The following is a 13,139-nucleotide window of genomic DNA, read 5'->3' on the forward strand; positions in this document are numbered from 1 at the left end:
GCCTTCAGAACGGGCGGTTGACGCTCAGCCGATTGGCCTCCCGCACCTTCGCCGCGAGCTCCTCGCGCCGCCGCGCTTCCTCATCCGTACGCTCCTGGCCGGCCGCCCCCTCCGGCTCCTCGGGCCGGTCCTCCTCCTCGCTCACGCGTGACACCCGCGCAACACCGCCGCGAGCCGCCGCAATTCATCACACGCCGCCTCGGCGTCCCAGATCTTCTTCGATGCCACGCTCTGCTCCCTCGACGTCATCGCTCGTGTCCCTCTTTCCCGTCTTTCCCGAACCAACCCACAACTACCTTGAGTAGTCTTAGAGTTACCCTCCGGCGTCAAGGTGTAGCGGTGGAGGTGACTCGAACTGCGTGGAGTCCGCCGGCAATGTGCCCGGCAGGATCCCGTAGGGGACAGCAAGGACCCGTACGGTCCCGTTGTGGTGTTTCCGGCCGTCGGGTGGGCGGAGTTCACAGCTGTGGTGAGGGGGAGCTGCTGACCGGCTCCTCCGGGTGAAAAGGCGGCTCCTCCAGGGGAGTTGAGGAGCCGCCTTTCCGTGCGGCGTCGGCTACTTCTCCGGGTAGCGGCGGGGTGTCCAGACGGTCGGCCGGCCGGCGGGGTCCGGGCCGCGGCGTACGGACCGGGTCTGGGAGGAGCCGATCAGCAGGATCGTGCGCATGTCGACCTCGGAGGGGTCCAGGTCCGCGAGGCGGACGGTGCGTACGGATTCCTGCGGGCCGCCGACGTCGCGGGCCAGGACGACCGGGGTGTCGGGGGCCCGGTGGTCCAGGAGGAGGTCGCGGGCCTTGCCCACCTGCCACGTACGGCTGCGGGAGCCGGGGTTGTACAGGGCCAGGGCCAGATCGGCGCAGGCGGCGGCGCGCAGGCGTTCCGCGATGACGTCCCAGGGCTTGAGGCGGTCGGAGAGGGAGATGACCGCGTAGTCGTGGCCGAGGGGCGCGCCGGCCCGGGCCGCGGCGGCGTTGGCGGCGGTGACGCCGGGCAGGACGCGTACGGGAACGTCCCGGTACGTGTCCTGGGCGGCGACCTCCAGGACGGCGGTGGCCATGGCGAAGACGCCGGGGTCGCCGCCGGAGACCACGGCCACCCGACGGCCGCGCCGGGCCAGGTCCAGGGCCAGTTCGGCGCGTTCGGACTCGACCTTGTTGTCGGAGGCGTGGCGTGCCTGGCCGGGGCGTACGGGAACGCGGTCGAGGTAGGTGGTGTAGCCGACCAGATCGGTGGCGCGGGCCAGAGCGCCGCGGGATTCCGGGGTGAGCCAGAGCGGACCGGCCGGGCCGGTGCCCACGACGACGACCTCGCCGTGCGCGGGCGCGGGCGGCGGGGTGGCGATGCGGCTGGGGACCACGGCGACCGAGAAGTACGGGACGGAGTCGGGGGAGACCTCCGCGAGCGGCGCGGTGCGCTCACCGGCCATGGTGGCGCGTTCGACGTAGTGGGCCTCGGGCAGCCGCCCGGAGGTCTCCAGCGCCTGCCGTACGGCCGGGTAGGTACGGCCGAGCTTCATGACGACGGCGGCGTCGGTGGCGGCCAGCCGGGCCGTCAGCTCCTCCTGGGGGAGGGTGCCGGGCAGGATCGTCAGCACCTCGTCCGCCTCGACCAGCGGCTTGCCCAGGCGGGCCGCGGCGGCGCTGACCGAGGTGACGCCGGGGACGACCTCGGTCTCGTAGCGGTCGGCCAGACGCTGGTGCATGTGCTGGTAGGAGCCGTAGAACAGCGGGTCGCCCTCGGCGAGTACGGCGACGGTGCGCCCCGCGTCCAGGTGCGCGGCGAGCCGGGCCGCCGCCTGTTCGTAGAACTCCTCCAGCGCGCCCCGGTAGCCGCCGGGGTGGTCGGTGGTCTCGGTGGTGACCGGGTAGACCAGCGCCTCCTCGATGTGGTCGGGGCGGATGTGCCGCTCGGCGATGGAGCGGGCGATCGAGCGTCCGTGCCGGGCGCTGTGGTACGCCACGACATCGGCCGCGGCGATGACCTCCACGGCCCGCAGGGTCATCAGGGACGGGTCGCCGGGGCCCAGCCCCACCCCGTACAGGCGGCCGGCGGGCCGCTGCTGCTGCGCGCTCACTCTTCCTCGCTCGCTATCGCGTTGATCGCGGCGGCGGCCATGGCGCTGCCGCCGCGCCGTCCGCGTATCACCAGGTGCTCAAGGCCCAGTGCGGGCCCGTGTTCGGCCAGCGCGTCCTTGGACTCGGCGGCGCCGATGAAGCCCACCGGTACGCCGATGACCGCGGCCGGACGCGGCGCGCCCTGCGCGATCATCTCCAGGAGGCGGAACAGGGCGGTGGGCGCGTTGCCGACGGCCACCACCGCGCCTTCCATACGGTCGCGCCACAGCTCCAGGGCGGCGGCGCTGCGCGTGGTCCCCATCCGGGCGGCCAGCGCGGGCACCGACGGGTCGGCGAGGGTGCACAGGACGTCGTTGCCGGCGGGCAGCCGCTTGCGGGTGACGCCGCTGGCGACCATGTTCGCGTCGCACAGGATCGGCGCGCCGGCCCGCAGCGCCTTGCGGGCGCGGGCCACCACCTCGGGGGAGTAGGCCAGGTCGCGTACGAGGTCGGTCATCCCGCAGGCGTGGATCATCCGGACCGCTACCCGGCTGACGTCGTCGGGCAGACCCGCGAGGTCGGCCTCGGCGCGGATGGTGGCAAAGGACTGGCGGTAGATCGCCGCCCCGTCCTTCTCGTAGTCGAACACTGTGCCCTCGTTGCCTTCGTTCATGTTGTCGCGCGGGTCGAAGCGCGGGTCGCTGCGCGTGCCGTTGTCACGGCATCGGCGAGTTCTGCGGGAGTGGTGGGGGTGGTGGGGCCGGTGGTCACCGGGTCGTCGAGTCCTCGTACGGACACCCGGTAGCCGTCGCCGGTGGCCAGGACGTCGACCCACTGCCCGTGAGGGTGGCCGCAGCGGCGTTCGCACCCCGACCAGTACACCGGGAGCCCGCCGCCCTCCGTACGGGCCGCCGCCGCGTCGGCCCGTACGTCGGACCGGGACTTGGCGCACCCGGGGCGGCCCGTGCAGGCACCCACCCCGTACCAGGGGGACGCCGGATCGGTGACCAGTCCGGCCGAGGCCAGCTCCCGCAGCCGTGGGGCGGCGTCCTCGCGCGACAGCCCGGGAAGGACCACGCCGCGCCAGGGTGTCACACGCAGTTCGCCGGACCCGTGCCGGGCGGCGGTCGCGGCCAGCAGCCGTGCCTGCGCGGCCGTCAGCCGGCCGAGGGGGGCCAGGACGGACAGGGCGGCGGTGCGGTGGCGGCTGTCCGGGCCGTCGGGGGCCTCGATGATGCCGGGGGCCGGGCCGCCGGGCGGGGGCGTGGGCCGTACGCCGCGTGCGCCCAAGGCCGCGTCGATCCCGTTCGCGGTCAAGCCGGCCGCCACCGTACGTGCGCTCAGCGCATGCTCCGCGGGCAGTTCGCGCACCCGCCACGCGCCGGTTCCGCTGTCCCATACGGCCTTGAGGAAGGCGAGGGCGGTGTGCAGGGCGGCCCGTGGCGCATCCGCGCCCGCCACCCGTACGACCTGGTGGTCCGCGTCCGCGCTCCCGGCCCACAGCTCCGCGCTCCCGGCCCCCGCTGCGACCAAGGTCACATCGGCGCCGAGCGCGGCCACATCGCCCCGCCCGTCGTCCAGCGCGAACAGGAAGCGCCCGGACAGTGCCGCGGCCTTCGGGGTCGCGCACAGAAGGGTGTCCAGCTCACGCGCCCATACGTGGACGTCCGCCGAGCCCCGCCCGTCCAGTCCGGCCAGCGGCGAGACCAGGACATTGCGGACCCGCTCGTGCTGCTCCGAGGGCAGCAGGCCGGCGCCCCGCAGCAGTTCCGCCAGTTCGCTGCCGCAGCCGTCGCCGAGTCCGCGCAGCTCCACGTTGCCCCGGGAGGTGATCGACAGCCGGGCGTCACCGAGCCGGTCCGCGGCATCGGCCAGCACCGCGACCTGACACGCCGTCAGCATGCCGCCCGGCAGCCGGAGTCGGGCCAGGAAGCCGTCGTCCGCCGGATGCAGCCGCAGCGCGCCGGGGCAGGCGTCACCCCGGTCGCGAATGACCGTTTCGTCCCGCGGTGCGGGCGCTTGTTCGGACAGCGGAGGGCGGGGGGACATGGCGGCGAGCATACCGACGTCCCCGCAGGGTGGACCGCCCCGTACCGGACCGGCAGCCCTTACTATGCAGGTCGGTGGGTCACACGGCCCGCCGGACGCCGCTGACGGCGCCAAGGGAGGAAGCCCGGTGAGAATCCGGCGCGGTCCCGCCACTGTGAACCCGGCCACCCCCGGGTGAGCCAGGAACTCCCGCCGTCTCTTTCACCGCCCGGGGCGCGGACCCCGAGGAAGGGCCCACGCCGCATGATCCTGCTGCTGTCGACGTCCGACACCGACCTGCTCAGCGCCCGCGCGGCCGGCGGCCCCGTGCCGTACCGGCTCGCCAACCCCGCCCGCCTGGACCTCCAAGAGCTGCCCGCACTGCTGGACGGCACCGACCTGGTCGTCGTACGCCTCCTCGGCGGCATCCGCGCCTGGCAGGAGGGGCTGGACCAGCTCCTCGCCCAGGACCGGCCGGTGGTCGTCCTCACCGGTGAACAGGCGCCCGACGCCCAGCTCATGGAGGCGTCGACCGTCCCCATCGGCACCGCGGCCGAGGCGCACGCCTACCTCGCGCACGGCGGCCCCGCCAACCTCGAACAGCTCGCCCGCTTCCTGTCGGACACCGTGCTGCTGACCGGCCACGGCTTCGAGCCGCCGGCGCCCGCCCCCACCTGGGGCGCCCTCCGCCACGACCCCACGCCCGGCGTGCACGTCGCGGCCGACGCCCCGCTCGTCGCGGTGCTCTACTACCGCGCCCACCACATGAGCGGCAACACCGGCTTCGTCACCGCGCTGTGCGAGCAGATCGAGCGGGCCGGCGGCCGGCCGCTGCCGCTGTTCGTCGCCTCGCTGCGGGCCCCCGAGCCCGAGCTGATCGAGGCGCTGCGGCCCGCCGACGCCATCGTCACCACCGTCCTCGCCGCCGGCGGCACCAAGCCCGCCGAGGCGTCGGCCGGCGGCGACGACGAGTCCTGGGACGCGGGCGCGCTGGCCGCCCTGGACGTACCGATCCTCCAGGCCCTGTGCCTGACCGGGCCGCGCAGCGCCTGGGAGGAGAACGACGAGGGGCTCTCGCCGCTGGACGCCGCCAGCCAGATCGCGGTGCCCGAGTTCGACGGCCGGCTGATCACCGTCCCGTTCTCCTTCAAGGAGACAGACGAGGACGGCCTGCCGGTGTACGTCGCCGACCCCGAGCGCGCCGCCCGGGTCGCCGGGATCGCTGTACGCCATGCCCGGCTGCGCCACATCGCGCCCGCCGACAAGCGCCTGGCGCTGGTGCTGTCCGCCTACCCGACCAAGCACTCGCGGATCGGCAACGCGGTGGGCCTGGACACCCCGGCCAGCGCCGTCGCCCTGCTGCGGCGGCTGCGCGAGGAGGGGTACGACTTCGGGCCGCGGACCGGCGAGGAGGCCGTACCGGGCCTGGAGTCCGGGAACGGTGACGAGCTGATCTACGCGCTCATCGATGCGGGCGGCCACGACCAGGAGTGGCTGACCGAGGAACAGCTCGCCCGCAACCCGGTCCGTATCCCGGCCGCCGACTACCGGCGCTGGTACGCCACCCTCCCGCAGGAGCTGCGTGAGCAGGTCGAGGAGCACTGGGGCCCGCCGCCCGGCGAGATGTTCGTGGACCGCAGCCGAAACCCCGAGGGCGACATCGTGCTGGCGGCGCTGCGCCGCGGCAACCTGCTCATCCTCATCCAGCCGCCGCGCGGCTTCGGCGAGAACCCCATCGCGATCTACCACGACCCGGACCTGCCGCCCTCCCACCACTACCTGGCCGCCTACCGCTGGATCGCCGCCCCCCAGGAGGACGGCGGCTTCGGCGCCGACGCCATGGTGCACCTGGGCAAGCACGGCAACCTGGAGTGGCTGCCCGGCAAGAACGCCGGCCTGTCCGCCGCCTGCGGCCCGGACGCGGCCCTCGGCGACCTGCCGCTGATCTACCCCTTCCTGGTCAACGACCCGGGCGAGGGCACCCAGGCCAAGCGCCGGGTGCACGCCACGCTCGTGGACCACCTCGTCCCGCCGATGGCCCGCGCCGAGTCCTACGGCGACATCGCGCGCCTGGAACAGCTCCTGGACGAGTACGCGGCGATCTCCGCCATGGACCCGGCCAAGCTGCCCGCCATCCGCGCCCAGATCTGGACCCTGATCCAGGCCGCCAAGCTCGACCACGACCTCGGCCTTCAGGACCGGCCGGACGACGACGGCTTCGATGACTTCCTGCTGCACGTCGACGGCTGGCTGTGCGAGGTCAAGGACGCCCAGATCCGCGACGGCCTGCACGTCCTGGGCGGCGCCCCCGAAGGCGAGGCGCGCGTCAACCTGGTCCTGGCGATCCTGCGTGCCCGCCAGATCTGGGGCGGCACCTCCTCCCTGCCGGGCCTGCGCGAGGCGCTGGGCCTGGACGAGTCCGCGGCCACCCGTACCGCCGCCGACGACACCGAGGAGCGGGCCCGCGCCCTCGTCCAGGCGATGGACGACGCGAGCTGGGACCTCGCCGCGATCGAGAAGGTCACCGCCGGCCTGCCGGAGGACCGGCGCGAGCCGGTCGCCGCCATCCTCGGCTTCGCGGCCCGCGAGGTCGTCCCCCGCCTCGCCGCCACCACCGACGAGATCGACCACGCCGTGCACGCCCTGCGCGGCGGCTTCGTCCCGGCCGGCCCCTCCGGCTCCCCGCTGCGCGGCCTGGTCAACGTGCTGCCGACGGGCCGCAACTTCTACTCCGTCGACCCCAAGGCCGTCCCGAGCAAGCTCGCCTGGGAGACCGGGCAGGCGCTGGCGGACTCGCTGCTGGAGCGCTACCGCACCGACAACGGCGACTGGCCGACATCGGTCGGGCTCTCCCTGTGGGGCACCAGCGCGATGCGCACCTCCGGTGACGACGTGGCCGAGGCGCTGGCCCTGCTGGGCATCCGCCCCGTATGGGACGACGCCTCCCGCCGGGTCACGGGCCTGGAACCCATCCCGCACCAGGAGCTGGGCCGCCCGCGCATCGACGTCACCCTGCGCATCTCCGGCTTCTTCCGCGACGCCTTCCCGCACGTCATCGGCCTCCTGGACGACGCCGTACGGCTCGCCGCCTCCCTGGACGAGCCCGCCGACGTCAACCACGTACGGGCCCACGCGCAGGCCGACCTGGCCGCGCACGGCGACGAGCGGCGCGCCACCACCCGCATCTTCGGCTCCCGCCCCGGTACGTACGGCGCGGGCCTGCTCCAGCTCATCGACAGCCGCGACTGGCGCACCGACGCCGACCTCGCCGAGGTCTACACGGTCTGGGGCGGCTTCGCCTACGGCCGCGGCCTGGACGGCTGCCCGGCCCGCGAGGAGATGGAGACCGCCTACAAGCGCATCGCGGTCGCGGCCAAGAACACCGACACCCGCGAGCACGACATCGCGGACTCCGACGACTACTTCCAGTACCACGGCGGGATGGTCGCCACCGTACGGGCGCTGAAGGGCACCGCCCCCGAGGCGTACATCGGGGACTCGACCCGCCCGGAGACGGTCCGTACCCGCACGCTGGTCGAGGAGACCTCCCGCGTCTTCCGCGCCCGGGTCGTCAACCCCCGCTGGATCGAGGCGATGCGCCGCCACGGCTACAAGGGCGCCTTCGAACTCGCCGCGACGGTGGACTACCTGTTCGGGTACGACGCGACGACCGGCGTCGTCGCCGACTGGATGTACGACAAGCTCGCCCAGACCTACGTCCTGGACCCGGAGAACCGTGCCTTCCTCCAGGAGGCGAACCCCTGGGCGCTGCACGGCATCGCCGAACGGCTGCTGGAGGCCGAATCCCGCGGCATGTGGGCCGAGCCCGACGCGCGGACGCTCGCCGAGCTGCGCCAGGCGTTCCTGGAGACCGAGGGCGACCTGGAGGGCGGCGCGGACGGCGAGAGCTGAGTGCCGGCAGGTGAGTGTCTGGTGGAGGGGGCCCCGGTAGCCGGGTGAGGCCGGTTCGCTGCCCTGTGCCCCGCAGGTCACGGGTTGCGCAGGGGCGACCGGCCGGTCCGCGCCGTAGTGGCTTTGGCGGTATTTGACGCTGTACGGCGCCCGGGGGCCCTCCGATGGTGGTACGGCGCCTCCGGGCGCCCCGTCAGCAGCGCTGGCACACCGAGTGAGAGGACGTACCGCCCATGGCTCCCGTCCCGGTAAAACCCGGCATCTACAAGATCCACGCGCACATCATCGGTCCGACCTCCCTGGTGACGGCCACCGAGTACGCCACCAAGCACGGCGCTCCCGTCATCACCGACCGCCTCAACCCGCTGCCCATCGAGCAGGAATGGGTCATCCGCCCCCTGGAGAACGTGCCTGGCGCGCCGTACGTGATCCACCTCGCCCATCAGGAGGGCGCGGGCATCGTGGTCCACGAGGACAAGCTCTACGTCAACACCGTGCAGTCCTCGGAATGGGCGAAGTTCACTTTCGAGAAGGTCCTCGGCGGACTCAAGATCCTCTCGGAGAAGGGCCTGGCCTGGCGCTCCGGTCACCGGGGCGCACAGATCGTACTGAGCGCGCCGACGCCGGACTTCCAGGAGACGTGGACCCTGGAGTTCGTGCGGCCGATCGGCGAGTAGCGCGCGGCCGTGCGGGCGTCCGGGCCATGCGGGTGTCCGGGCCGTGTGGCCCGGACGCTTCTGCTCCGCGTGGCCTGGACGCCTCCGCCCGCGTGCTCAGTTCGGCAGCGGGAAGTCCGGCCCCACCGTCAGGGTCACCACGCCCGGCGCCGCCCCCGCTGCCCCGGCCGTCCCGGTGGCCTTGGTACCCGGGAAGCGGGACGCCAGCACCTCGGCCTGGGCCTTGAGCGCGGCGGGAGCGCCGACCTCGGTCCTGGTGACGTTCGCGGGAGCGTTGCCGGTGGCCACGACCGTGAAGCCCAGCCTGCGCACCTGCTCGGCCGCCTTGGCCCCCACGCCCGTACGGCCCGTCCCGTTCAGGACCCGGACCTTCACCGAGCGGGCGGTGATCGGGTTCTTGGACGCCTCGGCCAGCTTCTTCTTGTCCACCTCGCGGTCGTGCGCCAGGTCGCTGAACAACTGGCCGGCCTGTGGGTACTGCCAGATCACATTGGCCTTGTCGGTGGGGACGTCGGCCTCGCGTGAGTAGTTCGGCACGGTCAGGAAAGTCAGCCGGTTGCTGGGGATGTCCTTGACGGTGGAGGCGAGTTCGGACAGCGGCTTGACGCCCGCCAGGTCCTTGTCGGTGGTCAGCGACTTGGTCGCCGAGTCCAGGAACCCGTACAGCGCGGTCGGGCTGGAGAGCTTGGACTGGGCCTTCTCCCCGAGGGCCTTCATGAACTCCTGCTGCCGCCCGATGCGCCCGAGGTCGGAGCCGTCACCGACGCTGTAGCGGGTACGGACGTAGCCCAGCGCCTTCTCGTCGGTGACGTTCTGGCAGCCGGCGTCCATGTCCAGGTGCGCCTTCTTGTCGTGGATGGCGTGCTTGGGACAGACCTCGATGCCGCCCAGCGCGTTGACCATGCCCTTGAAGCCCTGGAAGTCCACCGAGACGAAGTGGTCGATGCGCAGCCCGGTGTTCTTCTCCACGGTCTTGATGGTGCAGGCCGCGGCGTTGGCGATGTCGCCGCTCTCACCGCCGATGGAGAACGCCTCGTTTATCTTGAAGTGGTGCGGCTTGGACATGACGCCCTTGCCCTTGTCGCACGCCGGGATAGGCACCCAGGAGTCACGGGGGAAGGACACGGCGGTGGCCCACTCGCGGTTGGCGGCGATGTGCAGCACCATCAGCGTGTCCGACTGCATGGTCTCCAGGTTCTTGCCGTACTTGGCGTTGGCGCCCGCACGGCTGTCGGAGCCGACCACGAGGATGTTCTTGGACCCGGGGCTGAGGTTGGCGGGCCGGTCGCCGCCGAGCCGGCTGCCGACGTCCGCGCCGTGGATGTTGCTGTCCAAGTGCTGGTAGACCCAGGCGCCGACGCCCGCGGTGACCAGCAGGAGTACGCCGATGACACCGCCGGTCCAGGCCAGGATGCGCCCGCGCCGGGTCATCCGTGCCTTGCCGGCCTTCCGGGATCCGCCGGCCCGGTGGCCCTGGCCGGACGGCCGGCCCCGGTTGGCGGTGCGGGCCGCGGCGCGTGAGGAGGGCGGTCCGGAGCGGCCGGCTTCCGCGGCGCCCGTACGGCCGTGGTGCGCCGCGCTCGTACGGCCGCGGTCCGGTGAGGCCGTACGACCGTGCCCGGAGGAGTCCGTACGTCCGTGACCGGAGGAGTCCGTACGTCCGTAGCCGGACGGTTCCGTACGACCGTGGTCCGCCGGGTTCGTGCGGCCGGGGCCCGCGCCACCTGTGCGGCCGGCTCCCGGAGCGCTCGTACGGTCCGGGCCCGCGGCGCCCTTGCGCCGGCCGGAAGTGCCCCGCCGGGGCCTGTCCCTGTCATGCACGCCAATGGTCCTTCTGGTGCGTCAGATGCCCGCGTTCGGCAGGACGAGCATGCGGTCGGAGCCGTAGCGGACTCACGGCGGACGGGTGGCGCGGCGCGGCGTGCGCACTCGTCCCCATCTCCCCCTCCCGACGCGCCCGTTGCGGACGTTCAGGGCACTCTACAGCCAACTTCTACATACCTGTAGAAACCTACTGTGACGGGACGGATACAGCATCGCCGTCATCGGGCCGCGGTGCGGACTCCCGCGTACGGACGCCTCGGGCCGCGGCACAGCGGACACAGTGCACCACACGCGGTGCGAAGTGTCACAGTGGCGTCGCGGTTTTCAGCACCAGGAAGAGCGCGACCGCCGCGTTGAGCGAGGACAGCGCGGAGGCGGCGGTACCGGCCGCGGCCACCAGCGCGGCGAACCCGGCCGGGGTCAGCGCCGGCGGCCAGCTCCGGGCGGGCGGCACCGGGGCGAGCAGCGCCGCCACCCGGCGCGGCACCGGCCCCGGCCCGGGCGCCGCGAAGTGCGCCAACTCCGGTGTCACGGCGGGCCGGGAGACCAGCGCCGCCTTGCCGACGGCGCGCGCGGTCAGCCGTCGGTCGCCGACCGCCCGGGCCGCCTCCTCATCCGCCCAGCGCTCCGTACTGAAGGCGACCGCCGAACGCAGCGGAAGCAGCAGCGGATTCAGACATCCGGCCAGCCGTACGGTCAGCAGGAAGCGGTGGTGGCGGCCCGTCAGGTGGGCCCGCTCGTGTGCGAACAACGCCCGCCGCTCGTCCGCGTCCAGGGTCCGCAGCATGCCGCGCGAGACGGCTATCCGGCCGGGTCTGCCGGGCACGGCGTAGGCGTACGGGGCGTCGTCCGGCAGTACCGCCACGTCCGAGCGGTGCGGCAGGACGTCCAGGGCACGGTGCGTACGGGCCCGTACGCGGTAGTGGCGGCGCAGCTCGCCCGCACAGGTCACCAGGGCGGCGGTGAGGGCGACGATGCCGGCCGTACCGGCGGTCTCGACGTAGGGGACGGCGGCCCGTACCTCCGGGTCCGACCAACTGTCGGGCAGTGGGTTGCCCGGCAACTGGGCCGTGCCCACGACCACCAGCAGCCCCAGGCACAGCGTGCTGCACACGGCCAGGACGGCTGCCAGCACGGTCAGCAGCCGGGTGGTGCCGCGCGGGTGGAGGTGCTGGCCGGCGAGGCGGGCGATGGGCAGCGCGGTCAGGGGCAGGACGAGCGGCAGGAAGACGAAGACGCCCACGGATCAGTACCTCAGTCCTCGCGGCCGGGGGCGTGCGCCGGCGCTTCGGTCCTGGCGCGTCCGGTGTCTTCGTCGCCTCTGGCGTCCCCGGCGTCTGCGGCGTCCCTCACGTCCCCGGCGTTCGTGGCGTCCCTCACGTCCCCGGCGTTCGTGGCGTCCCTCACGTCCCCGGCGTCCGATGCGCGCTCCAGCAGGGAGCGCAGCAGTTGCTCGTCGTGCTCGGAGAGCGCCGAGACGAAGCTGGTCAGTACGGCGTCCCGGTCCGTCTCGCTGTCCAGTACGCGCCGCATCCGCAGGGCGGCGAGCCCGGCCTCGTCGGCGGCGGGCGTCCACACGTACGAGCGACCGTCCCGCTCGCGGGTCACGGCCTTCTTCGCCCGGAGGCGGGAGAGGATCGTCATGACCGTGGTGTACGCCAGGTCGCCGCCGAGGCGCTGCTGCACCCACGCGGCGGTGGCCGGGCCGGGGGACTGGTGCAGCGCGGCCAGCACCTGGGCCTCCAGTTCGCCCTGACCGCGCCGTCGCACGCCGTCGCGGCCGGCTCCGCCGAAAGCGTCTTCGCCCATGCCGTCGCCTCCCAGCGAGCTCCGCGCTCCGTGCGGCCGGAGCGTCGGGGCATTTTACTGAGCCGGCCGGGAACACGGGGCGGCTCTCGTTCGTATCTTCTACAACGCTGTAGATTTTGTGGTCCGCCACACATGGCACGCACCGCGAACAGTGCAACGCACGTATATCACCCAACACCGGGAGGAAACCCATGGGAGTCACGCTGGCCAAGGGCGGCAACGTCTCGCTGTCGAAGGAGGCGCCCGGCCTGACCGCCGTCACCGTCGGCCTCGGCTGGGACGTCCGTACGACCACGGGCGCCGACTACGACCTCGACGCCAGCGCGCTGCTCTGCAACGGCTCCGGCAAGGTCGCCTCGGACCAACACTTCGTCTTCTACAACAACCTCACCAGCCCCGACGGCTCGGTGCAGCACACCGGCGACAACCTGACCGGTGAGGGCGAGGGGGACGACGAGACGATCAACGTGACGCTCAGCGGCGTACCGGCCGAGATCGAGAAGATCGTCTTCCCGGTGTCGATCCACGACGCCGAGAGCCGCGGCCAGAGCTTCGGCCAGGTCCGCAACGCCTACATCCGTGTGGTCAACCAGGCGGACGGCAAGGAGCTGGCGCGCTACGACCTGAGCGAGGACGCCTCGACCGAGACCGCGATGGTCTTCGGTGAGCTGTACCGCAACGGCGGGGAGTGGAAGTTCCGGGCGGTGGGCCAGGGGTACGCCTCCGGGCTGGCGGGCATCGCGTCCGACTACGGAGTCAACGTCTGACGGAACGGCTGGGCGGGGGCCCGTCCCTTGGGGGGCGGGCCCCCGCCCATGCCGTCTGTTCGCGTGCC

General features: G+C 73.1%; 11 protein-coding genes and 1 riboswitch. Of the genes, 4 read left to right on the forward strand and 7 right to left on the reverse strand.

Annotated elements, in window-relative coordinates; all coding sequences use genetic code 11:
- Positions 1 to 4: 4 nt before the first annotated feature.
- The gene (locus KGS77_RS17910; protein ID WP_242583020.1) at positions 5 to 145 is read right to left on the reverse strand and encodes a hypothetical protein; all 141 of its coding nucleotides are present in this window, start codon (positions 143 to 145) and stop codon (positions 5 to 7) included.
- Between the two features lie 285 nt (positions 146 to 430).
- On the opposite strand from KGS77_RS17910, the gene KGS77_RS17915 reads away from it, so the two are divergent.
- On the forward strand, positions 431 to 487 hold the full coding sequence (locus tag KGS77_RS17915; protein WP_242587532.1) for a hypothetical protein: 57 nt from the start codon (positions 431 to 433) through the stop codon (positions 485 to 487).
- 69 nt (positions 488 to 556) lie between these two features.
- Here KGS77_RS17915 and KGS77_RS17920 read toward each other — a convergent pair whose 3' ends face one another.
- Genes KGS77_RS17920 through cobG form a run of 3 tightly spaced genes read right to left on the reverse strand, consistent with a single transcriptional unit; the run spans position 557 to position 4,103 of the window.
- Entirely contained in the window at positions 557 to 2,074 is a 1,518-nt protein-coding gene (locus tag KGS77_RS17920; protein ID WP_242583023.1) for a precorrin-2 C(20)-methyltransferase, read from the reverse strand.
- Entirely contained in the window at positions 2,071 to 2,727 is a 657-nt protein-coding gene (locus tag KGS77_RS17925) for a precorrin-8X methylmutase (protein WP_242583026.1), read from the reverse strand. The genes KGS77_RS17920 and KGS77_RS17925 overlap by 4 nt, the downstream gene beginning before the upstream one ends.
- Positions 2,724 to 4,103: a precorrin-3B synthase gene (gene cobG / locus KGS77_RS17930; RefSeq protein ID WP_242583029.1), complete on the reverse strand. Its 1,380-nt coding sequence runs from the start codon at positions 4,101 to 4,103 to the stop codon at positions 2,724 to 2,726. The genes KGS77_RS17925 and cobG overlap by 4 nt, the downstream gene beginning before the upstream one ends.
- A 74-nt stretch (positions 4,104 to 4,177) precedes the next feature.
- Positions 4,178 to 4,313, forward strand: a riboswitch (cobalamin riboswitch).
- 33 nt (positions 4,314 to 4,346) lie between these two features.
- Here cobG and cobN point away from each other — a divergent pair.
- Both cobN and KGS77_RS17940 read left to right on the forward strand, forming a co-directional pair.
- Positions 4,347 to 7,994 (forward strand): cobaltochelatase subunit CobN, encoded by a 3,648-nt coding sequence (gene cobN, locus KGS77_RS17935; RefSeq protein WP_242583032.1) that lies wholly within the window; start codon positions 4,347 to 4,349, stop codon positions 7,992 to 7,994.
- 233 nt (positions 7,995 to 8,227) lie between these two features.
- Positions 8,228 to 8,671 (forward strand): hypothetical protein, encoded by a 444-nt coding sequence (locus KGS77_RS17940; protein WP_242583034.1) that lies wholly within the window; start codon positions 8,228 to 8,230, stop codon positions 8,669 to 8,671.
- A gap of 96 nt (positions 8,672 to 8,767) precedes the next feature.
- On the opposite strand, the gene KGS77_RS17945 is transcribed toward KGS77_RS17940, so the two are convergent.
- The 3 genes from KGS77_RS17945 to KGS77_RS17955 form a co-directional block, all read right to left on the reverse strand.
- The gene (locus KGS77_RS17945; RefSeq protein WP_242587533.1) at positions 8,768 to 10,102 is read right to left on the reverse strand and encodes an LCP family protein; all 1,335 of its coding nucleotides are present in this window, start codon (positions 10,100 to 10,102) and stop codon (positions 8,768 to 8,770) included.
- Between the two features lie 697 nt (positions 10,103 to 10,799).
- Positions 10,800 to 11,738: a M56 family metallopeptidase gene (locus tag KGS77_RS17950; RefSeq protein ID WP_242583037.1), complete on the reverse strand. Its 939-nt coding sequence runs from the start codon at positions 11,736 to 11,738 to the stop codon at positions 10,800 to 10,802.
- Between the two features lie 11 nt (positions 11,739 to 11,749).
- Positions 11,750 to 12,304, reverse strand: coding sequence for a BlaI/MecI/CopY family transcriptional regulator (locus KGS77_RS17955; RefSeq protein WP_242583040.1), 555 nt, complete (start codon positions 12,302 to 12,304; stop codon positions 11,750 to 11,752).
- Between the two features lie 191 nt (positions 12,305 to 12,495).
- On the opposite strand from KGS77_RS17955, the gene KGS77_RS17960 reads away from it, so the two are divergent.
- Positions 12,496 to 13,071 carry a TerD family protein gene (locus tag KGS77_RS17960; RefSeq protein ID WP_242583042.1) on the forward strand — a complete coding sequence of 192 codons (576 nt, stop codon included), beginning with the start codon at positions 12,496 to 12,498 and terminating at the stop codon, positions 13,069 to 13,071.
- The last annotated feature ends 68 nt before the right edge of the window (positions 13,072 to 13,139 follow it).

Source organism: Streptomyces sp. MST-110588 (assembly GCF_022695595.1).
Classification (GTDB): domain Bacteria; phylum Actinomycetota; class Actinomycetes; order Streptomycetales; family Streptomycetaceae; genus Streptomyces.